The sequence below is a fragment of the Uliginosibacterium paludis genome (assembly GCF_039631355.1).
Classification (GTDB): Bacteria; Pseudomonadota; Gammaproteobacteria; order Burkholderiales; family Rhodocyclaceae; genus Uliginosibacterium; species Uliginosibacterium paludis.
Map to the genome: position 1 here is coordinate 149,699 of NZ_JBDIVF010000006.1, position 20,110 is coordinate 169,808.

The following is a 20,110-nucleotide window of genomic DNA, read 5'->3' on the forward strand; positions in this document are numbered from 1 at the left end:
CTGCCCTGACAAAGGCCTGCCATGTTTTCCAGCGAGAATCTTTCCGCCATCCTCGCCGCCCTGCCTGACCTGGTCTTCGTGCTGACCCGCAGCGGGCTGTATGCCGAAGTTTTCGGCGGGATGGATCTTCGTTACTACCACGACGCCCGGGGCCTCGTCGGCCGCCAGATTGCCGAAGTGGTGCCACCTGAAAAGGCCGGCTGGTTCCTCGCCCAGGTGGCCCGCGCCCTGGACGAGGGCGGCATGCACATCGTGGAATACAGCCTGTCGACCGCGGATGTCCGCGGGCTGGAGGCGCAGGGGCCTGCCGAGCCGCTCTGGTTCGAGGGCCGCATCCAGCGCCTGGGCTTCCAGGTGCAGGGCGAGGACGCCGTGCTGTGGGTGGCGAGCAATGTCACCGAGCGGCATGCGCTCGAGGCGCGCCTGCGGGCGCAGAGCGAGACCGATGCCCTCACCGGCCTGTGGAACCGGCGCTGTTTCGAGAAGCGGGTGCGGCAGGAAATGCATCGTGCATTGCGCTATGCCCATCCGGTGTCCCTGCTCATTTTCGACATCGACCATTTCAAGGTCGTCAATGACACCTGCGGCCATCAGGCCGGCGACGAAGTGCTGGTCGAAGTCGCCCGCCTGGTGGAAGGCTGCATCCGCGAGTCCGATTCGCTGACCCGCTGGGGCGGCGAGGAATTCACCGTGCTGATGGCCGATACCGCACTGGAAACCGCCGGACTCGCCGCCGAAAAGCTGCGCAGCGCGGTCGCGGCGCATCGCTTCAGCCATGGCCTGCGGATCACCGTCAGCATCGGCGTGGCGGAGTGGGCGGGTGAGGATGAAAGCCTGCACGGGCTCGTGTCGCGGGCCGACGAGGCGCTCTATACCGCCAAGCACACCGGCCGCAATCGCAGCGTGCTGGCCCGCGCCGATGCCGCGCCAGGCCTGCCGCTGATGACCGATGGCCTGCCGCTGAGCCTGCACTGGCGTGCGCACTATGAATCGGGCCATGCCCAGATCGACGCCGAGCACCGCACCCTGTTCGACATGGCTGCGGCCCTGATGCGGGCGGTGGCCGAGGCCGGTGCCGAGGCCGGTGCCGGGCTGGTCAGCCGCATGGACGATCTGCTGGCCCACATCGGCGCCCATTTTTCAGCCGAGGAACGGATCCTGGCCGAGCAGGGCTGGGCGGGGCTGGATGCGCATCGCGCCGAGCACCGCGACCTGCTCGCACGTGCCGCCCAACTGCGCAGCCTGCTTCAGGCGGGCAGCGCACTGGGCACGCTGCAGGATCTCGTTCGCTTCGTGGCCATCGAAGTGGTGGCCAACCATGTGCTGCGCGTCGACCGCGAGTTCCACCCGCTGCTCTCGCCGAGGGAGGCGCCACTCAGCCCGCTGGCGGGATCAGCGCAACCGGGTCCAGCGTGACTTCGTCGCAGTTCGGGCCTTCGCCGGCGCGGTCGAGCACCAGGAAGTCGCTGACGGCGTCCAGCGCCAGCAGGGGATGGTGCCAGGTGCCGGTGGCGTAATTCACGCCCTGTTGCGGGCCGGCGAGGAAGCAGCGCAGCGTGGCCGCCGTCGGCGGCTCGCCCGGCGGGGCGACCACGACCAGATAGGGCCGGCCGGAGAGCGGGAAGAAGGCCTGCGAGGCTTTCGGATGGCGCTCCATCATGCTGACGGTGAAGGGCAGGCTGCGCGGCAGGCCGCGGAAGATGCTGACGATGAGGCGGCCGTCCGCGCCCGGCTCCAGCCGGGCGAGGTCGTGATAGCGCTCGGTGTTGCCGCCATTGATGGTGAAGTGGCGGACCGCGTCGCTGGCCTCCAGCACCTCGCCGAAAGGCCTGAAAGCTTCGATCGTGAGCGGCTCCACCTGGAGCCGGCAGGGCGCTTCGATCATGCCGTGACCTTGCCGAACAGGCGCAGGCGGCTGACGCCGCCGTCGGGGAAGATGTTGAAGCGTACATGCGTGACCGGACCCAGCGCGGCGAGGCCGTCGAAGCCGTGGACCGCGTCCATCGACAGCTTCTGCGGCGCAAGCAGCTCGGGCCAGAACATGCTCTGGGTGATCAGCGACTGCGTGGTGCCGCCTTCCATGCGGGCCGCCTGCAGCGAGCAGGCATCCGGGAAGTTGCCCTTGAAGTGGGCGGTGTCGACTTCCACCCGCTCGATGATGCCGGGTGCTGCCAGGGCGATCACGCACCAGTCATTGCCCGGTTCGCGGCGGCGACGGGTTTCCCAACCATCGCCCATGTTCACGCCACGGCCCGGCAGCAGCAGCGTGGCGGCCAGACCGAAGTGTTCGTTGTTGGTGCCGACGACCCAGGCGCCATTGATCGCGGCCGCAAGATCCAGGCTGGCGCCCGGCTGCAGCGCGTCGCCGCTCGGGCGACCATAGATCCGCAGGCGGGCGACGCCGCCGTCCGGATAGATCGAGAGGCGCACATGGGTCCAGGCGGCATCGCTGTCGATCGCGTGATAGTGGTGACTGTTGCCGGCGAGTGCCACGGCCGGCAGCAGCGGCTGCCAGGCGGTGTCGGCGGGCGGCACCTCGGCTTCGCAGACGCAGGCTTCGAGCGAGGCGCCGGGCGGGTAGTTGCCGGTGAAGTGGCTGGTGTCGATATCGACACCGGCGATGCGGCCGGCGCGCGCGAGCTTCACGACGCACCAGTCATTGCCCTGGCCGCGCTTGCGGCGGGACTCCCAGCCATCCATCCACTTGCCGTGGTCGTCATATTTGCCCGGGATGAAGACGGCGGCTTCCGGCGAGAGCATGCGGTCTTTCGGCGCGAAGAATTCATCGCTGGCGGCGACGGCTTTCGCGCCCAGACGCGGGTCGGCCAGGTTGGTGAAGCGGCGGGTGAAATCGGGGGCGTTGGGGTCGAGGGCGACGATGGCCATGAATGGTTTTCCTTGTTCCGGATGGGTGCCAGCTTAGCCCGGTGGCGCGCGCTTGCGCGCAATGAGCTTTATTCACGCCGGCATATGGGCGACATGTTCGCGGGCGAGGGGAGCGGCCGCAAGGGGCGCTCGCCCCCGGTGAAGTATTGCGCAGGCGGTTTCAGGCTACCGCGCCGATGAACTGCTGGAACTCGGGCGTCTTCGGATTCGCGAAAAGCTCCCTCGGATGCCCGGTTTCATGCACCCGGCCCTGATACATGAAGACCAGCTTGTCGCCGACTTCGCGGGCAAAGCGCATCTCGTGGGTCACCATGATCAGCGTCATGCCCTCGCTGGCGAGCTGCTTCACCACCGCGAGCACTTCGTTGACGAGTTCCGGGTCCAGCGCCGAGGTAATCTCGTCGCACAGCAGCACCTTGGGCTGCATCGCCAGCGCGCGGGCAATCGCCACACGCTGCTGCTGGCCGCCGGAGAGCTGGTCGGGATAGGCGTCGAACTTTTCGGCGAGCCCCACTTTTTCGAGCATCGCGCGGGCAATCGCTTCGCACTCTGCCTTCGGCGTCTTCTTGACCACCTGGGGGGCGAGCATCACGTTCTCGCCGGCCGTGAGGTGCGGGAAGAGGTTGAACTGCTGGAAGACCATGCCGACCTTCTGGCGCAGCGCGCGCAGATCGGTCTGGCCGGCATAGAGGCGTTCGCCATCGACCTCGATCAGCCCGTCGTCGAAGGTTTCCAGCCCGTTGATCGAGCGCAGCAGCGTGCTCTTGCCCGAGCCGCTGCGGCCGATGATGGCCACCACCTCGCCGGGCTCGACACGCAGGTCGATGCCCTTGAGCACATGGTTCTGGCCGAAATGCTTGTGCAGGGCGTCAATGCGCAGAAGAGCCATGAAATTTCCTTTCGAGGTAGGACGCGTAGAGCGACAGCGGATAACAGAGGATGAAATAGCCCAGGGCGACGAAGCCGAAGACCATGAAGGGCTGGAAGGTGGCGTTGGCGAGCATGGAGCCGGTCTTGGTGAGCTCGGCGAAGCCGATGATGGAGGTCACCGCCGTGCCCTTGACGATCTGCACCGAGAAGCCGACGGTGGGTGCGACCGCGATGCGCAGGGCCTGCGGCAGCACCACATGGCGCATCTGCTCGAACCAGCTCATGGCCAGGCTGGCCGAGGCCTCCCACTGGCCTTTCGGAATGGCGTCGACACAGCCTCGCCAGATTTCCGCCAGATAGGCGCTGGAGAACGCGGTGAGACCCAGGGCGGCGGCCAGCCAGGGCGGCACATCCACGCCCAGCAGCGCGATGCCGAAGAAGATCATGAAGAGCTGCATCAGCAGCGGTGTGCCCTGGAAGAATTCGATGTAGCCGCGCGCGCTGCGCTGCAACCAGACGCGGTGCGACATGCGCGCGGCCAGGATGGCAAGCCCCATCAGGCCGCCGAGCAGGAAGGCGGTCAGCGAGAGGCCGACGGTCCAGCGCGCGGCGAGCGCCAGGTTGCGGACGATGTCCCAGACGGAAAACTCGATCATGCCGTCCTCCTGCGCACGACGAAGCGCGAGCCGATGCGGGCCAGCACGGCACGCAGGCCGACCGACAGCGCGAGATAGAGGAGGGCCACGATGATGTAGGTCTCGAAGGCGCGGAAGTTGCGCGACTGGATGAAGTTCGCCGCGAAGGTCAGCTCCTCGGCCGCGATCTGCGAGCACACCGAGGTGCCCAGCATCACGATCACGATCTGGCTGGAGAGCGCTGGCCACACTTTCTGCAGCGCCGGGCGCAGCACCACATGGCGGAAGATCTGGCTGCGCGTCATCGCCAGCGAGCCGGCGGCTTCGATCTGGCCACGCGGAATCGCCTGGATGCCGGCGCGGATGATCTCGGTGGAATAGGCGGCCAGGTTGATGATCACGGCCAGCACGGCGGCCGTGCCTTCACCCAGGCGCAGCCCGAGGGCTGGCAGGCCGAAGAAAATGAAGAAGAGCTGGACAATGAAGGGCGTGTTGCGGATCAGCTCCACATACAGACCGAAGAGCCAGGCAAAGGGCTGGATGCGCCAGGCACGCAGCACCGCACCGAGGATGCCCAGCGCCACGCCGGCCAGCGCGCCGGTTGTGGTGAGCAGCATCGTGTAGCCGATGCCGGAGGCGAGTTGCCCGCTGTAGGGCAGGATCGCGGAGAAATCGAATTGGTAGGCCATGAGGGCTTCCTGTCAGCGGGAAGGCTGGCCTGCCGCAGCCGGGCGTGCGGCGGCAGGCGCAAGGGGGCGAAGACAGCGGATTACAGGTCGGCCGGCAGCGGGTTGTGCAGCCACTTCTGGGCGATCTGGTTCAGCGAGCCATCCTTCTTGGCCTTGGCGATCACTTCATTGACCTTGCCCAGCAGCGCGGCCTCACCCTTGTTCACGCCCACGAAGCAGGGCGAATTCTTGATCAGGAACTTGGGCGTGAGCGGGCGCAGCTTGGTGCGTTCGTTGAGTGCTGCGGCCACCACGTTGCCGGTGGCGGCGAACTGGGTCTGGCCGGAGAGATAGGCCGAGATCGTGGAGTTGTTGTCCTCGAAGCGCTTGATGGTGACGGCTGCCGGCGCGATCTTGGTCAGCTCCAGGTCTTCCACCGAGCCACGCGTCACGCCGACCGTCTTGCCGGCCAGGTCAGCCACGCTGGCCGCCTTGGCGTCCGCCGGGCCGAACACGCCGTTGTAGAAGGGCGCGTAGGCGACGCTGAAATCGATCACCTTTTCACGATCGGGATTCTTGCCGAGGCTGGAGATCACCAGGTCGGCCTTGCCGGTGGTGATGTAGGGGATGCGGTTGGTGGATGACACCGGGATCAGCTCCAGCTTCACGCCGAGATCCTTGGCGATCAGCGCGGCCATGTCGATGTCGTAGCCCTGCGGCTTCATGTCGGCGCCCACCGTGCCGAAGGGCGGGAAATCCTGCGGTACGGCCACGCGCAGGGTGCCGCTCTTCTTCACGTTGTCGAGGACATCTGCATGGGCTGGCAGGCTGGCGAACACGTCCAGCGCAAGTGCGGAGGTGGAAAGGAAGCTGAGGACGGTACGACGGTTCATGTGAGGGACTCCAGAGGGGTAGGGACTGCAGGGACGGGATGCTCCACGCCGGTCAGGGCGCGTTGAAATGGATGCCGACGCGTGCCGCGGCACGCATCAGGTGAAGACTCATGGCGGTGTGGGCGGCGTCGCCATCGCCGGCGCGGATCGCGTCGAGGACCGCACGGTGTTCATCCGCCGGCGCCCACAGGCCTTCGGGCTCGGCGAAGGGCAGGCGTACCGAGTGGCCGATCGGCTCTTCGAGCGAGCGGATCACCGAAGCGAGCAGCGGGTTGGCGGAGTGCTCGGCGAGTGCCAGGTGGAAGGCGAGGTCGGCCTCGGCGGCAGCGACCAGGTCGAGCTTGTGCAGGGCGGTTTCGAGCGCGTGCTGGCTGGCTTCGAGCAGGGCGCGGGCCGCTTCGTTGCGACGCCGTGCTACCAGCGCCGCGGCGGCGGGCTCGACGATGGCGCGGAACTGGAAGACATCCTGCGCGGGCAGGGCGAGCGGGCCGGTCGGCACCTCGGCCAGCGGGCGGCGCAGGCCGGCGGTGACGAACACGCCCTTGCCCGGCTGGCAACGCACCAGACCCAGGGCTTCAAGGGTGGAGATGGCTTCGCGCAGGGCCGCGCGGCTGATGCCGAGCGTGACCGACAGCTCGCGCTGGCCGGGCAGCATCTCGCCGCTGCGAAAGCGGCCTTCATGGATCTGGCGTTGCAGGGTCTGCGCGGCGAAGCTGGAGATGCGTGGCATGGTCTCGAATCTGGTTGTACTGGTCTGACCAGTTGAACCAGTTAAAGCGAGTGTCGTGCCAGTTCGCGTTCAGGCGTTGCCGGATCCCTGAAATCGCCGGTGCAGCCGGCGTTTGGCCGGATCGGGCGGGGCGTGGCCGGAAAAGAAAACGCCCGCACAGGAGGATCCTGTCCGGGCGTGTCCGCACGCTTGTCGGGCATCGTGCGCCGGAATGGCGCTTCCGGTTTCGAGCCTCGGCCTGAGTCTCAGGCGTTGGCGTTCAGCGGCCGCGGCCGCAGCTGTGCGCGCACCCAGGCGAGCAGCTGCGCCAGCACGCCGCTGTGCTCCGGCGCGAGTTCCACGCGCAGGCGGGCGCCTTCGATGCCGGCCTGGACGAGGATCCAGCCGCTGGACTCCACCGCGCCCATGTCGCCCTGATGCAGACCCTGGCAGATCTGGATCGGTGCGCCACCGGCCCAGCCAATCGTCTGGGTGAAGAGCGCGCTGCCGGCCTGGCAGGCCACGCGGGTCCGCGCGCCGGCGTGGATGGTGTAGCTCATGCCGGGTTCGATATCGATGCGCTGGAGGATGGGGCTGGATTCGATCCTGTAGTTCATGATGGTGCTCCGCTGTGTTCGGAATGTCTGTCGATGGATGAAGCTTAGGCTTCGCACCGGGGCTCCGGCAGGCACAGGGGCAGGGAACAGGAACCGATACAGCGGCTGCGCGCTCCATCTGTTATGGTTCCAGTGACGGACTTCTGTATCTGTTTCGATACAGCCTCAGGAAAGACGATCAGGCATGGACAACACACAGGACACCGGCCCGCTCTACATGAAGCTCGCCGGGCATTATCTCGGCGCGATCCAGTCGGGCGCGCTGACGCCGGGCGAGCGCATGCCTTCGGTGCGCGACCTCACCCGCCTGCACAAGGTCAGCCTCTCCACCGCGGTGCAGGCCTGCCATTATCTGGAGGACAAGGGCTGGCTCGAAGCGCGGCCGCGCTCGGGCTACTTCGTGCGCCGGCCGCAGCGGGCCGCCCTGCCGCCCAGCAGCGAGCCGGCCCGGGTCGCGCCGATCGACGCGACGCAATACCTCGGCATCCATGAGCGGGTGTCGGAGTTCATCGCCAGCAGCGAGCTGTATCCCACGCGCTTCAACTTCGCCAACGCCTACGCCTCCAGCGATGCCTATCCCGCCAGCGCGCTGATGCGGGCGGCCCAGCAGGCGCTGCGCGACCAGCCCGAGATGCTGGTCAATCCGGTGCCCATGCACGGCCACGCGGCCTTCCGCAGCGTGCTGGCGCGCCGGGCGCTCGAGCGCGGCATGCGGCTCACCGCCGATGACATCGTGGTCACCCATGGCTGCACCGAAGCGATGAATCTCGCGCTGCGTGCGGTGACCCGGCCGGGCGACCGGGTGGCGGTGGAGTCGCCGACCTTCTTCGGCCTGCTGCAGATCCTGCAGAGCCTGGGCCTGCAGTGCATCGAGATTCCCACCAGCCCGCAGACCGGCATATCGGTCGAGGCGCTGTCGCTCGCCTTCGATACCTATTCCGACATCCGCGCGGTGGTGGTGGTGCCGGACTTCCAGAATCCGCTCGGCTGCGTGATGCCCGACGAAAACAAGGCCGCGCTGGTGAGTCTCTGCGCGGAGCGTGAAGTGGCCCTGGTCGAGGACGACACCTATGCCGCGCTGGGCGACGACGAGGAGCCGCTGCGCGCGCTGAAGTCCTGGGACGAGACCGGCGGCGTGATCCACTGTGCTTCGCTGCACAAGACGCTCGCGCCCGGCATGCGCCTGGGCTGGATTTCCGGCGGTCGCTGGCACAAGCGGATCCGCATGTTGAAGTATGCGCAGAGCCGGCCGAATGACCCGCTCTCGCAGGTGGCGGTGGCGGAATACATGAGCAGCGGTGCCTTCGACCGCCATCTCTCGCGCTTGCGCAAGCTCCTGCGCGGCCGGCGCGAGCAGGTGGCCGAGAGCATCGCGCGGCATTTCCCGGAGGGCACCCGGCTCACCCTGCCGCGCGGCGGCATGCTGCTCTGGGTGGAGCTGCCGGCGCCGCTGCGTGGCCAGACAGTGTTCGAGACCGCCTTGCGCGAAGGCGTGCGGGTGGCGCCCGGGCATATCTTTACCAATTCCGACCGCTACAACCACTACCTGCGCATCAACAGCAGCTTGCCCTTCACGCCGGAGGCCGACCGCGCGCTGCAGCGACTGGCTGCCATCGTCCGGGAGCAGGCCGGCTTGTAGCGGTTTTACCCCGACTGGATCTTCATTGCCTCGCTGAACGGCGCTGAACGCCGGGCTTTTCCAGAATCGACGCCCTGAATCTTCATCAGGGAGTCATCTTGAAACTCAGTCGTCTCGCCGCATTCCTGATCCTTGCCGCAGGCCTCGCCGCGCAGGGACACGCCGCCACGCAGAAGCCCGCCGGCCAGGGTTGTGACCGGCCACCGCCGCCTCCGGCCGGCGCGCAATCCGCACCTGCCGGCGAGCGCCCGCCCGGCCCGCCACCCGGCGAGGGCAAGGAGCGCGCGCCGGGTTGCGGCCCTGCTGCCGGAGCGGATGGCATGCCGCCACCGCCGCCGGACGCGGCTGCGGGCAAGGCGGAGATCCGCGCCGAGCACGTGCTGGCGGGCGGCAATGCCGTCTGGGCCCAGCGCGAGTTCGCCACCCGGGCGGCAGACACCAGCGCGGTGCTGGCGACCCGGGGTGCGAAGCTCGCGCTCAACCAGATCAGCGTGCGCAAGGATGGCAATACCTCGTCCTTCGACGCGTCCAGCTTCCTCGGCATGAACGCGGCGCTGCTGGCCAACGAGGGGGCGGCCTTGAGCGTGAAGGACGGCCACGTCCTGGCGACCGGCAGCGGCGCCAACGGCGCCTTTGCGCACGGCAGCGGCGCCTCGGTGCGGCTCGAGCATGTGGAAATCCGCGCCACCGGCGACAACGCACACGGCGTGATGGTGGCAGGCGGCGGCACGATGACGCTCAATGAGGTGAGCATCTTCACCTCGGCCCAGCGCAGCGCGGCGATCGCGACGGATCGTGGCGGTGGCACGGTGCGGGTGAAGGGCGGCAGCTGGCGCACGACGGGCAGGACCTCGCCGGTGCTCTATTCCACGGGAATGCTGGACGTGAATGGCGGCGAAGGCAGCGCGGGGGATTCGGAAGCCATCGTCATCGAAGGCAGCAATTCGGTGAGTCTGACCGGCACCGAGCTGAGCGGCGCACGCAATGGCGCCATGATCTACCAGAGTTTTTCGGGCGACGCCCAGGGCCAGCACGGGCGCCTTGCCATGCTGGGCGGCGCGCTGCGGGCTGCCAGCGGGCCACTCTTTTTCGTGACCAATGCGAGTGCGGACGTGGAGGTGCGCGGCAGCACGCTGGAAGCTGTCTCCGGGGTGCTGGCCGAGGCGCGGGCGGATCGCTGGGGTCGCAAGGGTGCCAACGGAGGCCATCTGGCCTTGCGGGTGGCCGAGCAGACCGTGCAGGGCCGCCTGCTGACCGACACGCTGAGCGACATCCGCCTGAGTCTGGAGCAGGGGGCGAACTGGACCGGCAGCGCGAAGGGGAAAGTCTCTGTGCAGCTGGGCGAGAAGGCTGTCTGGACGCTGGATGGCAATACCGAGGTCCAGGCGCTCAAGGGCGCCGATTGCGAGTCCGGCACCTGCCGCAACATTCGCGGCAAGGGCCATGTGCTGCGTTACGACGTGGTGGCTAATGCCTGGGCGGCCGGCCGCAGCTTCGCGCTGGAGGGGGGCGGCGAGCTGAAGCCGGCACTGCCCTGAGGCGGCGTCCGGCGTTCAGGGCATCATCTTCATGGCCCGGATCCAGGTGAGCCCTGTTTCCGGCCACACCGCGACCGGCAGCCCCTTGGTGAATTTCACCGAGAAGCCGTGCTTGCCCTGGGCAAAGATGTGCATCTCGGCCGGCACGCCGGCGCGCTTGAGCGCCTGGTAGTAGCGGATGGCGTTCTCGGTGGGCACGTCGGCGTCATCGTCCGCCAGGATCAGCAGTGTGGGCGGCGAGGCTTTGGTGACATGGCGATCCGCCGAGTAGGCCTCTTCCTGGGCACGGGTGGGCTCCGGGCCGAGCAGGGCCTTGCGGGTGTCGGCATGGCTCACGCCGGCTTCCATCGAAACCACCGGGTAGAGCAGCATCAGGAAGTCCGGCCGCGCGCTGAGCTTGTCGCTGCCGTCTACTGCGGGATACACCGTGCTGTCGAACTTCGCGCCGAGCAGGGCGGCCATGTGGCCGGCGGCCGAGAAGCCCATGAAGCCGATCCGGGCCGGGTCCAGGCCCCAGTCCTTCGCGTTGGCGCGCACCAGGCGTACCGCGCGCTGGGCGTCCTTCAGCGTCACATCACTGCGCTGCGCATGACCTTCGCCGGGCAGGCGGTAGGTCAGCACGAAGACCGTGATGCCCTGGGCGGCATAGAGGCGGGCGATCTCCACCGCCTCCTTGTCCAGCACCTCGCGCAGATAGGCGCCGCCGGGGGCGGCGATCAGTGCCGTGCCATTCGGCTTCTCGGGCACGAAGGCGATCATGTCGGGCTTCGTGATGCCCTGGATGATGCGGTCCGGGTTGTAGGGATTCTTGCTGCGCTCGGTGATCGTGGCCTGGATGGTGAGCTTTTCCGAGCCGGGTGCGCTACCCGGCCAGAGCGGAATCTGCTGGCCGTCGCGCAGCGCGGCGGCCTGGGCGAAGCCGGTGACACACAGCCCGCCCAGCAGGGCGAGCCTCAGGATATGGCGGCACAGCGCTTTCATCTCTTGCTCCTTTGTTGTCAAACAAATCGCGGGAATCTGAGCGAATTATGCAAACAATGTCTGACAGCTTGGTAAGGGGCAAGACAGGGTATGTCCCTATCATCGGGAGTCGGGAGTCGGGAGTCGGGAGTCGGGAGTTGGGAGTCGGGAGTCGGGTGGAGGGCGCCTAGCGACGGGCGACGAGGAAGATCCGCGGAAAGGAGAACAGCCGGCGGCCATCGCTGCGCGGCGGATAGGCCGTGTCGAGGGCGGCGAGGTAGGCCGCTTCATAGGCCGCGCGCTGGCTGGCGGGCAGGGCTTCGAGGTAAGGGCGCAGACCGGTGCCCTTGACCCAGTCCACGATTGCGGCGGCGTCCGCCATGACGTGTTCGTAGCGGGTGTGCCAGAGCTCGACACTTCTGGCGTGCGGCGCCAGCAGGTCGTAGTAGTGCCCCGCCTGCAGCACGCGCGGCCCCTGTCGCACGGTCTGCAGCGCCTCTGACCACGGCCCCGGCAGATTGCGCATCCAGGCGTGGCTGGGCTCGTCGAAGTTGTCGGGCATCTGGATCGCCAGCACGCCACCGGGGGCGAGCAGGCCGAAGAGCCGGGGCAGGAGCGCGGGGTGATCGGGCAGCCACTGCAGCACGGCGTTGGCGAAGATGAGGTCCGGCGCGCGGGCCGGCGTCCAGCTTGCGATGTCGGCTTCGAGCCAGTGGATGTCCGGCCTGTCCAGCCGGGCGCGGGCAAGCATTTCGGGGGAGCTGTCGACGCCGGTGAGGCGTGCCTGCGGCCAGCGCTCATGCAAGAGCGCGGTGGAGTTGCCGGGCCCGCAGCCGAGGTCGACGACCTCGGCCGGGGCTTCCAGCGGCACCCGGGCCAGCAGTTCGCGGGCCGGCCGGGTGCGCTCATCGGCGAATTTCAGGTATTGCCTGTCGTCCCAGACCGGCATGGCGGCGTCCTCCTGGCGCAAAGCCCCGAGCTTACGCCGCCCCGGCCGTGGCCGCGCCCTCAGGCCGCCGGGAACTTCTCGCGCCAGTGGCGGGCGATGTCGACACGGCGGGTGACCCAGACCCGATCGTGTTTCTCGATGTGATCCAGAAAGTCGATCAGGGCTTTCATGCGGCCCGGCCGGCCGAGCAGGCGGCAGTGCATGCCGATGCTCATCATCTTCGGGCAGTCTTCGCCCTCGGCGTAGAGCACGTCGAAGGTGTCACGCAGGTAGGTGAAGAAGTCCGCCCCTTGCGAGAAGCCCTGGGGCAGGCCGAAGCGCATGTCATTGGTGTCCATCGTGTAGGGCACGATGAGCTGCTGCACTGTTTCGCCATCGGTTTTCTTCACCGGCATCCAGAACGGCAGGTCGTCACCGTAGTAGTCGCTGTCGTAGAGGAAGCCACCGTAGTCGGCCACCAGCCGGTGGGTGTTGGGCGAATCACGGCCGGTGTACCAGCCCAGCGCGCGTTCGCCGGTGAGCCGCTCGATGATCTCCATGCCGATCTTCATGTGCTCGCGCTCGGTCGCCTCATCGATGGTCTGGTAGTTGATCCAGCGCCAGCCATGACAAGCGATTTCATGCCCCAGCTCGCGGAAGGCGGCGGTCAGCTCGGGGTGCCGGGCGAGCGCCATCGACACGCCGAACACCGTGAGCGGCAGGCCGCGTTTCTCGAACTCGCGCAGGATGCGCCACACACCCGCCCGCGAGCCGTATTCATAGATCGACTCCATGCTCAGATGGCGATCCGGAAAGGCCGGCGGGTTGAACATTTCGGAGAGGAACTGCTCGCTGCCCGCGTCACCGTGCAGCACGCTGTTCTCGCCGCCTTCCTCGTAATTGAGCACGAACTGGACGGCGATTTTCGCCTGCCCCGGCCACTGGGCCTGGGGCAGGTGGCGGCCGTAGCCGACGAGGTCACGCGGGTAGCCGGCACTCATCTCATTTCGCTCCTGCTGCATACCAGGCGGCGATGCGCGCGCGCTCGTCGTCGGTCATCTTGGTCATGTTGGCAAGCGGCATGTTCTTGAGCTGCACTGCACGCTCATAGATGCGCTGGGCATGCTGCTTGACGCGCTCCGGCGTGTCGAGCATCACGCCCATCTGTGCCACCGGCATGATCGTGGGATGCTCGGCATGGCAGCCGGAACAGCGCTCGACCGCGATCTTCGTGATCTCGTCCAGCGTCGGTGCGGCAGGCGCCGTGCTGGCCGCCGTGCCGGAGGCAGGTGCCACCGCTTGCGGATGCGGCTTGGGCGCAATCCACACCAGCACGCCCAGGATGATCGCCATGCCGACGATGGGGAACTCCCAGCGGTACACGCCCTTGTGACGCAGGTTGAAGAAGTGGCGGATCAGCACCGCGCCCAGCATGATCAGGATCAGCACCGCCCAGGCATGCGGGTGGCTGTAGGTGCTGGCGTAGTGGTTGCTGATCATCGCGAACAGCACCGGCAGCGTGAGGTAGTTGTTGTGGTAGCTGCGCTGCTTGGCGCGCTTGCCCCAGATCGCCGGTACTTCGCCGCCCTGCTTCATGACGGCCACCTGCCGGCGCTGTGCCGGGATGATCCAGAAGAACACGTTGGCGCTCATCGTGGTGGCGATCATCGCGCCCACATGGATGTAGGCCGCGCGGCCAGCCAGCAGATGGGTCAGCGTGAAGGCCACGAGCGTCACGAAGGCCACATACAGCACGGCGAACAGCAGCTGGCTGCGCTCGATGAGCAGACGGGCGAGCTGGTCATACACGACCCAGCCGATCACCAGCGTGGCGATGCCGATGCCCACCGACTGGGCCGGCGTGATCGACGAGACGGACGGATCGACCATGAAGGTCGCGGCCTGGAAGTAGTACATCACCGAGATCAGCAGGAAGCCGGTGATCCAGGTGGTGTAGCTCGGCCAGAAGAAGAAGTGCAGGTCTTCCGGCAGATGCTTCGGGGTGTTGGCGTATTTCTGCGGATTGTAGAAACCGCCGCCGTGCATGGCCCACAGCTCGCCGCCCACACCGTCCTCGATCAGCTTCGGATCGGTTGGCGGCTTCAGGCTGTTGTCCAGCCAGACGAAGTAGAACGACGCGCCGATCCAGGCAATGCCCACGATCAGGTGAAGCCAGCGCAGCAGCATGCTGGCGGCATCGATCAGATAAGAAAGCTCCATGTGTACTGCTCCTGACAAACCGGGCGCCTTTTGACGCGGCCCCCGCACGACCCGGCTCAACCCGATTTCGTCGTGCACGTGTTCTTGCCGGGCATCCGGCTACTGCGCGCCCCGATCCTGCGACTGCGATGCTCGCCGTACTCGAGTACGGCTGCGCTTCTCGTCACAGCCTCGGGCCGCTCGCTACGCCGGCTGCCCGGCAAGCAAAGGGGCGGGAAGCTGCTGCGCGCCCGATCCTGTGACTGCGATGCTCACCGTACCCGAGTACGGCTGTGTTTCTCCTCGCAGCCTCGAGGCGCTCGCTACGCTTCCCGCTTCCTTTGCTTCATTCCTGCAAAATCATTCAACCTGTTTTCAGGCATGACCCACCATTACACTGATTGCAGCACCCAGCACCCAGCACCCAGCACCCAGCACCCAGCACCCAGCACCCAGCACCCAGCACTGAATTTACGACCCCCGATACGTCGAATACGCCCAGGGCGAGACCAGCAGCGGCACATGGTAGTGGCCGGCCGGGTCGGCGATGCCGAAGGCGAGGCTGACCTGGTCGAGGAAAGGGGGCTCCGGCAGCGTGAGGCCGCGGCTTCTGAAATAGGGGGCGACGTCGAAGACCAGCGTGTAGCGGCCGGGTTCGAGTTCGCCCGAGAGCAGCGGTGCGTCGCTGCGGCCGTCGGCATTGGTCGCGCCGGTGATGATCGCGTCGCGGCTTCCCTCGCGGAAAAGCGCGAAACGCATGCCGGCTGCGGGACAGCCGTGTGCGGTATCCAGTACGTGGGTGCTGAGGCGGCCCATGCTTGTCATGCTCCTGTCAGTCTACGAGCCCGATTATAGGGAAGCCGCCGGCGCGGACTGTCGCATAGAGGTTATTCACCGCTCCGGATTGCCGGCCCGCCGGCGCAGCACATAAGCTGGTACAAACAGACACGAGTTTTCCCCCATGCAGATTGCCGCAATCGATCAGGTTTCCGGGCTGGAACGCGCGGAATTCGTCCAAGCGCTGGAAGGCATTTTCGAACATTCGCCCTGGGTCGCCGAGCGTGCCTGGCTGCGTCGTCCGTTTGCGGACATCGAGGCCCTGCGGGAGGCGATGGTGAGCGTGATGATGCAGGCCTCGCACGAGGAGCAGCTCGCGCTGATCCGGGCCCATCCGGAGCTTGCCGGCCGGGCGGCGGTGGCGGGGGAACTCACTGAAGCGTCGACGCGCGAGCAATCCGGCGCCCGACTCGACAAATGTTCGCCGGAAGAATTTGCCCGGCTGCAGGCGCTCAACGCGCAGTACAACGCGCGCTTCGGCTTTCCCTTCATTCTGGCCGTCCGTGGTCTGGACCGTGCCGGCATCATCGAGCGCTTTGCCGAACGGCTTGAAAACTCGCCGCAGACCGAATTTGCCGAGGCGCTGAACCAGATCGCCCGGATCGCTTCGCTGCGTCTGGCGGAGCGCTTCCCTTCCGCCTGAATCCCCGAGGGGGCCGGATGCAGGTTGCAGCCTGCATCCGGCTTCAACATCAGCACAGGCCAAGTGCGGGCATGCGCTGGGAGGTCGGTGTGGAAGGCAGGGTGCGTACCGGTGCGACCGGCTGGCTGCTCTGGCGGGCGACGGCAATCACCTGTTCGCGGAACCAGCGGCATTCCTCGGCGTAGTGCGAGCGGTCGTGCCACAGCAGGTAGAAGGCCATCGGCGGGTAGTCGATCGGCGAGCGTGCGAGGGCCAGCGGCAGGCGACGTGCGAAATGTTCGGCGAAGGAGCGCGGGCAGCTGAAGATCATGTCCGACTCCAGCACCATGTAGGGCGCCATGCTGAAGTAGGGCACCCAGGCCACGATGTTGCGCTTGAGGCGTTCGCGTGCGAGGTGCATGTCGATCACGCCGCGCTGGCCGACCGAGTAGGGCGTCGGCGCAAGGTGCTCGGCATCGAGGTAGCTCTTGGTGGTCAGCGGCCGACCGGCCAGTGGATGGTCTTCCCGCATCATGCAGACGACTTCTTCCTCGAAGAGCGGCGACAGGCGCAGCTGCTCCGGCGGATGCGGCCAGTTGCCGATCACCACGTCGAGGCGGCCTTCGGCCAGCGCACCGGCGAAATCCTGCTCCGGGCTGAAGGAGTGGAAGACCACTTGCGCATGCGGCGCCAGGCTGTGAAAGCGCGCCATGATGCGGCCCAGCAGTGCCGGGTCGAGGTAATCGGGTGTTGCCACGTTGAAGGTGCGGCGGGTGGTGGCCGGATCAAAACGGGTCTGGCCGGTGGCGATGGTTTCGATGCTGGCCAGTGCCTGACGCACCGGTTCGAGCAGCGCTGCACCACGTTCGGTCGGCGTCATGCCGTTCTTGCTGCGGACAAGGAGCGGGTCACCGGTGAGGTCGCGCAGGCGGCGAAGTGCCGTGCTGACCGCGGGCTGCGACTGGTTGAGCCTGCGTGCGGCGCGCGACACGCTGCATTCCGTGAGCAGCAGGTGCAGCACCCGCAGCAGATGGACGTCGATGGAATCCCATTGTGTAGCAGCCGACATGCTTGTTCTCCTTGTTGATGGGATGCAATCAGCAAGGGGCGTGCCATGCGGTGCAGTAGGGCGGGTATTCGGCGGGCGTGCTCCGGCGGCAGGCCGTCCGGCTTATATGTGATGACTTATGCCAACCATATCCGATCTGCCTTTCTGCACTGCCGGAGACGTTCCGATGATCCGTTCCGGTGCCGGCGGACCCGGTTTCGGGCCGGTTTTGTCGTCACGGGCACCGTGCTGGTGCGTACGGACGGGGCGGAGCCGGTCAGGGCTGCGACGGGGCATGGCATGACCATTGCTGAATGGCGGGAGTCGTTTCCCATCCATGAAGGAGTCAGTACCCATGAAGAACACTGCCGCACGTACGGTCCGACGAGCTTTCCTTGCACTTGCGCTGGGCAGCCTGGCCGCCGGTTCGATGGCCGCCGAGCTCACCAAGATCAAGTTCACGCTCGACTGGCGCTTCGAAGGTCCGTCGGCCCCTTTCCTGATGGCCAAGGCCAAGGGTTACTTCGAGGCCGAAGGGCTTGATGTGACGATCGACGCGGGCGCGGGGTCGGCCGGCGCGGTGACCCGTGTGGCCACCGGCGCCTATGACATGGGCTTCGTGGACTTCAACGCGCTGGTCGAGCATGACGCCAGCAACCCCGCCTCGAAGCTGCAGGCGGTCTACATGGTCTACAACTTCACGCCGGCCGCCGTGGTCACGCTGAAGAAATCCGGCATTGCCAAGCCGGCTGACGTGGTCGGCAAGACCCTGGCCGCTCCGGTGTTCGATGCCGGCCGCAAGGCTTTCCCGGCCTTTGCCAAGTCCAACAACATCGATCCGGCCGCGGTGAAATGGCAGAGCGTGGATCCGGCGATCCGCGAGACCCTGCTGGCCCGTGGCGAAGTGGATGGCATCACCGGCTTCTCCTTCACCAGTGTGCTGAGCCTTGAAGCGCGTGGCGTAAAGGCCTCCGACCTCAACGTGATGCTCTACAACAACAACGGCGTGGATCTGTATGGCAACGCCATCATCTCGTCGCCGAAGCTGATTGCCGAGAAGCCCAAGGCTGTCGAAGGTTTTCTGCGTGCCTTCAACAAGGCGCTGAAGGAAACCATCGCCAACCCGGATGAAGCCGCGACCTTCGTGAAGAAGCAGGATTCGCTGGCCGACCTGGCGCTGGAAACCCGTCGCCTGAAGATGGCGATGTCCGAAGTGGTCGTGACACCCGAGACCAGGGCCAACGGCCTGGGCGGCGTGACCGAGGAGCGCATGAAGCGCTCGCTGGCTGAAACCATGGTGGCCTACAACCTGAAGGCCATGCCCGACGCTGCTGCGCTCTTCAACCCTGCTTTCCTGCCGCCCAAGGCGGACCGCATGATCAAGTAAGGCTGCATGAGGGGAATACGGGCAGGCATGGGCCTGCCCGCACAGGAACAACAGAGAGTGCGATATGAGTTTCGTGGAGTTCGAGCAGGTCAGCCTGCGCTATAGCGAGGATGGGCCGAAAGCGATCGAGGACGTCAGTCTGAAGATCGAGGAGGGCGAGTTCGTGGCGGTGGTCGGGCCTTCGGGTTGCGGCAAGTCCACGTTGATGAAACTGGTCTCCGGCCTCAAGGGGCCTTCGGAAGGTTATGTCTATGTCAATGGACGCCAGGTGGGTGGCCCGCTTGGCATTGTCGGCATGGCTTTCCAGGCGGCCAATCTGCTGCCCTGGCGCACCACGCTGGAAAACGTGATGCTGCCGCTGGAAATCGTGGAGCCTTACCGCAGCCAGTTCCGCAGCAAGCGCGCCGAGTTCGAGGCGCTGGCGCGCGAGCAGCTCAAGCGCGTCGGGCTGGCGGGCTTCGAAGACAAATTCCCGTGGGAGCTTTCGGGCGGCATGCAGCAGCGTGCCTCGATCTGCCGGGCTCTGATCCACAAGCCGCGCCTGCTGATGCTCGACGAGCCCTTCGGTGCGCTGGACGCCTTCACCCGTGAAGAGCTCTGGTGCATGCTGCGCGACCTCTGGCAGCAGCAGCCTTTCACCATCGTGCTGGTCACGCATGATCTGCGCGAGGCCGTGTTCCTTGCCGATACCGTGTATGTCATGAGCAAGCGGCCCGGGCGCATCCTCGTCCAGCGCCAGATCGACCTGCCACGCCCGCGGGATCTGGAAGTGACCTATACCGATGCCTTCTCGGCGCATGTGCATGTGCTGCGCGAAGCCATCGGCCGGGTGAGGGAGAGCTGAGATGAGACTGTCTTCACGAACCGTCAGTCGTCTGGCCCCCTGGATCCTGACCCTGCTGGTGGTGGTCAGCTGGGAGGCGGTCTGCCGCGGCTTTGCGATTCCTTCCTTCCTGATGCCTGCGCCCTCCGCGATCTGGCAGACGGGGCTCGCGATGGCGGCGCCGATCATGGAGCACGCCACCCACACGCTGATTACCACGCTTGCCGGCTTTGCCGTGGCGGTCATCTTCGGCGCGCTGCTGGGCATGGTCGTCGGCTCCTCGCCGCTGATCTACAAGGCGCTCTACCCGATGCTGGTCGGCTTCAACAGCGTGCCCAAGGTGGCCTTCGTGCCGGTGCTGGTGGTGTGGTTCGGCATCGGAACGGTGCCGGCGATCCTGACCGCCTTCCTGATCTCCTTCTTCCCGGTGGTGGTGAATGTCGCCACCGGGCTCTCCACGCTCGAGCCGGAGCTGGAGGACGTGCTGCGCTCGCTGGGCGCGTCGCGGCTGGACATCCTGAAGAAGGTCGGCCTGCCGCGCTCCATGCCCTTCTTCTTCGCCTCGCTGAAGGTGGCGATCACGCTCGCCTTCGTGGGCTCGGTGATGTCGGAGACCGTCGCCTCCAACGTCGGCATCGGCTACCTCATGATGAGTGCGAGCTCATCGATGAACATGCCGCTGGTATTTGCCGGACTGGTCGTGATCGGCATCATGGGGGTCGTGATGTACGAGCTCTTTGCCTTGCTGGAGCGCCGGATTACCGGTTGGGCAAGTCGCGGGCAGAACGCCGCGCACTGACGAGCCGGCGAATGGCAAGCGAGGGGCCGCCTGGTGCGGCCCCTCTGTTTTC

The 20,110-nt window shown here is 66.6% G+C and carries 21 protein-coding genes; 7 read left to right on the plus strand and 14 right to left on the minus strand.

Annotated features, from left to right (window positions below; genetic code table 11):
* Positions 1–21: 21 nt before the first annotated feature.
* Positions 22–1,416: a diguanylate cyclase gene (locus ABDB87_RS15140; protein WP_345928551.1), complete on the plus strand. Its 1,395-nt coding sequence runs from the start codon at positions 22–24 to the stop codon at positions 1,414–1,416.
* Here ABDB87_RS15140 and ABDB87_RS15145 read toward each other — a convergent pair.
* The 8 genes from ABDB87_RS15145 to ABDB87_RS15180 all read right to left on the minus strand — a co-directional run bounded on the left by ABDB87_RS15145 (position 1,376) and on the right by ABDB87_RS15180 (position 7,278).
* Positions 1,376–1,885 carry an ureidoglycolate lyase gene (locus ABDB87_RS15145; protein WP_345928553.1) on the minus strand — a complete coding sequence of 170 codons (510 nt, stop codon included), beginning with the start codon at positions 1,883–1,885 and terminating at the stop codon, positions 1,376–1,378. The genes ABDB87_RS15140 and ABDB87_RS15145 overlap by 41 nt on opposite strands.
* Positions 1,882–2,886 (minus strand): allantoicase, encoded by a 1,005-nt coding sequence (gene alc, locus ABDB87_RS15150; protein WP_345928555.1) that lies wholly within the window; start codon positions 2,884–2,886, stop codon positions 1,882–1,884. The genes ABDB87_RS15145 and alc overlap by 4 nt, the downstream gene beginning before the upstream one ends.
* Before the next feature lie 160 nt (positions 2,887–3,046).
* Positions 3,047–3,775 (minus strand): amino acid ABC transporter ATP-binding protein, encoded by a 729-nt coding sequence (locus ABDB87_RS15155; RefSeq protein ID WP_345928557.1) that lies wholly within the window; start codon positions 3,773–3,775, stop codon positions 3,047–3,049.
* Positions 3,756–4,412 (minus strand): amino acid ABC transporter permease, encoded by a 657-nt coding sequence (locus ABDB87_RS15160; protein WP_345928559.1) that lies wholly within the window; start codon positions 4,410–4,412, stop codon positions 3,756–3,758. Before ABDB87_RS15160 ends, ABDB87_RS15155 begins: the two co-directional genes overlap by 20 nt.
* Complete coding sequence (locus ABDB87_RS15165; RefSeq protein ID WP_345928561.1) at positions 4,409–5,080, minus strand: amino acid ABC transporter permease; 672 nt, start codon at positions 5,078–5,080, stop codon at positions 4,409–4,411. The genes ABDB87_RS15160 and ABDB87_RS15165 overlap by 4 nt, the downstream gene beginning before the upstream one ends.
* A gap of 80 nt (positions 5,081–5,160) precedes the next feature.
* Positions 5,161–5,952 (minus strand): transporter substrate-binding domain-containing protein, encoded by a 792-nt coding sequence (locus ABDB87_RS15170; RefSeq protein ID WP_345928563.1) that lies wholly within the window; start codon positions 5,950–5,952, stop codon positions 5,161–5,163.
* A gap of 52 nt (positions 5,953–6,004) precedes the next feature.
* Positions 6,005–6,682 (minus strand): FadR/GntR family transcriptional regulator, encoded by a 678-nt coding sequence (locus tag ABDB87_RS15175; protein WP_345928565.1) that lies wholly within the window; start codon positions 6,680–6,682, stop codon positions 6,005–6,007.
* 245 nt (positions 6,683–6,927) lie between these two features.
* Positions 6,928–7,278, minus strand: a complete 351-nt coding sequence (locus ABDB87_RS15180; protein ID WP_345928567.1) for a hypothetical protein — start codon at positions 7,276–7,278, stop codon at positions 6,928–6,930.
* A 184-nt stretch (positions 7,279–7,462) separates the two neighbouring features.
* Between ABDB87_RS15180 and ABDB87_RS15185 the strand changes: the two genes are divergently transcribed.
* Together ABDB87_RS15185 and ABDB87_RS15190 are read left to right on the plus strand one after the other, a co-directional pair.
* On the plus strand, positions 7,463–8,917 hold the full coding sequence (locus tag ABDB87_RS15185; RefSeq protein ID WP_345928569.1) for an aminotransferase-like domain-containing protein: 1,455 nt from the start codon (positions 7,463–7,465) through the stop codon (positions 8,915–8,917).
* A gap of 98 nt (positions 8,918–9,015) precedes the next feature.
* Entirely contained in the window at positions 9,016–10,455 is a 1,440-nt protein-coding gene (locus tag ABDB87_RS15190) for a hypothetical protein (protein ID WP_345928570.1), read from the plus strand.
* Positions 10,456–10,470: 15 nt separating this feature from the next.
* Here the strand turns inward: ABDB87_RS15190 and ABDB87_RS15195 are convergent, their stop codons facing one another.
* The 5 genes from ABDB87_RS15195 to uraH form a co-directional block, all read right to left on the minus strand.
* On the minus strand, positions 10,471–11,436 hold the full coding sequence (locus ABDB87_RS15195) for an alpha/beta hydrolase (protein WP_345928572.1): 966 nt from the start codon (positions 11,434–11,436) through the stop codon (positions 10,471–10,473).
* 166 nt (positions 11,437–11,602) lie between these two features.
* The gene (tam, locus tag ABDB87_RS15200) at positions 11,603–12,364 is read right to left on the minus strand and encodes a trans-aconitate 2-methyltransferase (RefSeq protein WP_345928574.1); all 762 of its coding nucleotides are present in this window, start codon (positions 12,362–12,364) and stop codon (positions 11,603–11,605) included.
* Positions 12,365–12,423: 59 nt separating this feature from the next.
* The gene (puuE, locus tag ABDB87_RS15205; RefSeq protein ID WP_345928576.1) at positions 12,424–13,344 is read right to left on the minus strand and encodes an allantoinase PuuE; all 921 of its coding nucleotides are present in this window, start codon (positions 13,342–13,344) and stop codon (positions 12,424–12,426) included.
* A 1-nt stretch (position 13,345) separates the two neighbouring features.
* Positions 13,346–14,563, minus strand: a complete 1,218-nt coding sequence (locus tag ABDB87_RS15210) for a urate hydroxylase PuuD (RefSeq protein ID WP_345928578.1) — start codon at positions 14,561–14,563, stop codon at positions 13,346–13,348.
* 450 nt (positions 14,564–15,013) lie between these two features.
* Positions 15,014–15,358 carry a hydroxyisourate hydrolase gene (gene uraH, locus ABDB87_RS15215; protein WP_345928580.1) on the minus strand — a complete coding sequence of 115 codons (345 nt, stop codon included), beginning with the start codon at positions 15,356–15,358 and terminating at the stop codon, positions 15,014–15,016.
* A 145-nt stretch (positions 15,359–15,503) separates the two neighbouring features.
* Here uraH and uraD point away from each other — a divergent pair, with 145 nt between their 5' ends.
* Positions 15,504–16,022 (plus strand): 2-oxo-4-hydroxy-4-carboxy-5-ureidoimidazoline decarboxylase, encoded by a 519-nt coding sequence (gene uraD / locus ABDB87_RS15220; RefSeq protein ID WP_345928581.1) that lies wholly within the window; start codon positions 15,504–15,506, stop codon positions 16,020–16,022.
* A 49-nt stretch (positions 16,023–16,071) separates the two neighbouring features.
* Here the strand turns inward: uraD and ABDB87_RS15225 are convergent, their stop codons facing one another.
* A complete protein-coding gene (locus tag ABDB87_RS15225) occupies positions 16,072–17,070 on the minus strand; it encodes a LysR substrate-binding domain-containing protein (RefSeq protein WP_345928582.1) in 999 nt (332 codons plus the stop codon).
* 334 nt (positions 17,071–17,404) lie between these two features.
* On the opposite strand from ABDB87_RS15225, the gene ABDB87_RS15230 reads away from it, so the two are divergent.
* From ABDB87_RS15230 to ABDB87_RS15240, 3 genes are all read left to right on the plus strand, one after another.
* Positions 17,405–18,436, plus strand: a complete 1,032-nt coding sequence (locus ABDB87_RS15230) for an ABC transporter substrate-binding protein (protein ID WP_345928585.1) — start codon at positions 17,405–17,407, stop codon at positions 18,434–18,436.
* A 64-nt stretch (positions 18,437–18,500) separates the two neighbouring features.
* Entirely contained in the window at positions 18,501–19,280 is a 780-nt protein-coding gene (locus ABDB87_RS15235) for an ABC transporter ATP-binding protein (protein ID WP_345928588.1), read from the plus strand.
* 1 nt (position 19,281) lies between these two features.
* Positions 19,282–20,058 (plus strand): ABC transporter permease, encoded by a 777-nt coding sequence (locus ABDB87_RS15240; RefSeq protein ID WP_345928590.1) that lies wholly within the window; start codon positions 19,282–19,284, stop codon positions 20,056–20,058.
* Positions 20,059–20,110: the final 52 nt, after the last annotated feature.

Coding starts and splice junctions, on each gene's coding strand:
- ABDB87_RS15140 (WP_345928551.1), top strand. CDS start 22: ATGTTTTCCAGCGAGAATCTTTCCGCCATCCTCGCCGCCCTGCCTGAC.
- ABDB87_RS15145 (WP_345928553.1), bottom strand. CDS start 1,885: ATGATCGAAGCGCCCTGCCGGCTCCAGGTGGAGCCGCTCACGATCGAA.
- alc (WP_345928555.1), bottom strand. CDS start 2,886: ATGGCCATCGTCGCCCTCGACCCCAACGCCCCCGATTTCACCCGCCGC.
- ABDB87_RS15155 (WP_345928557.1), bottom strand. CDS start 3,775: ATGGCTCTTCTGCGCATTGACGCCCTGCACAAGCATTTCGGCCAGAAC.
- ABDB87_RS15160 (WP_345928559.1), bottom strand. CDS start 4,412: ATGATCGAGTTTTCCGTCTGGGACATCGTCCGCAACCTGGCGCTCGCC.
- ABDB87_RS15165 (WP_345928561.1), bottom strand. CDS start 5,080: ATGGCCTACCAATTCGATTTCTCCGCGATCCTGCCCTACAGCGGGCAA.
- ABDB87_RS15170 (WP_345928563.1), bottom strand. CDS start 5,952: ATGAACCGTCGTACCGTCCTCAGCTTCCTTTCCACCTCCGCACTTGCG.
- ABDB87_RS15175 (WP_345928565.1), bottom strand. CDS start 6,682: ATGCCACGCATCTCCAGCTTCGCCGCGCAGACCCTGCAACGCCAGATC.
- ABDB87_RS15180 (WP_345928567.1), bottom strand. CDS start 7,278: ATGAACTACAGGATCGAATCCAGCCCCATCCTCCAGCGCATCGATATC.
- ABDB87_RS15185 (WP_345928569.1), top strand. CDS start 7,463: ATGGACAACACACAGGACACCGGCCCGCTCTACATGAAGCTCGCCGGG.
- ABDB87_RS15195 (WP_345928572.1), bottom strand. CDS start 11,436: ATGAAAGCGCTGTGCCGCCATATCCTGAGGCTCGCCCTGCTGGGCGGG.
- tam (WP_345928574.1), bottom strand. CDS start 12,364: ATGCCGGTCTGGGACGACAGGCAATACCTGAAATTCGCCGATGAGCGC.
- puuE (WP_345928576.1), bottom strand. CDS start 13,344: ATGAGTGCCGGCTACCCGCGTGACCTCGTCGGCTACGGCCGCCACCTG.
- ABDB87_RS15210 (WP_345928578.1), bottom strand. CDS start 14,563: ATGGAGCTTTCTTATCTGATCGATGCCGCCAGCATGCTGCTGCGCTGG.
- uraH (WP_345928580.1), bottom strand. CDS start 15,358: ATGGGCCGCCTCAGCACCCACGTACTGGATACCGCACACGGCTGTCCC.
- uraD (WP_345928581.1), top strand. CDS start 15,504: ATGCAGATTGCCGCAATCGATCAGGTTTCCGGGCTGGAACGCGCGGAA.
- ABDB87_RS15225 (WP_345928582.1), bottom strand. CDS start 17,070: ATGTCGGCTGCTACACAATGGGATTCCATCGACGTCCATCTGCTGCGG.
- ABDB87_RS15230 (WP_345928585.1), top strand. CDS start 17,405: ATGAAGAACACTGCCGCACGTACGGTCCGACGAGCTTTCCTTGCACTT.
- ABDB87_RS15235 (WP_345928588.1), top strand. CDS start 18,501: ATGAGTTTCGTGGAGTTCGAGCAGGTCAGCCTGCGCTATAGCGAGGAT.
- ABDB87_RS15240 (WP_345928590.1), top strand. CDS start 19,282: ATGAGACTGTCTTCACGAACCGTCAGTCGTCTGGCCCCCTGGATCCTG.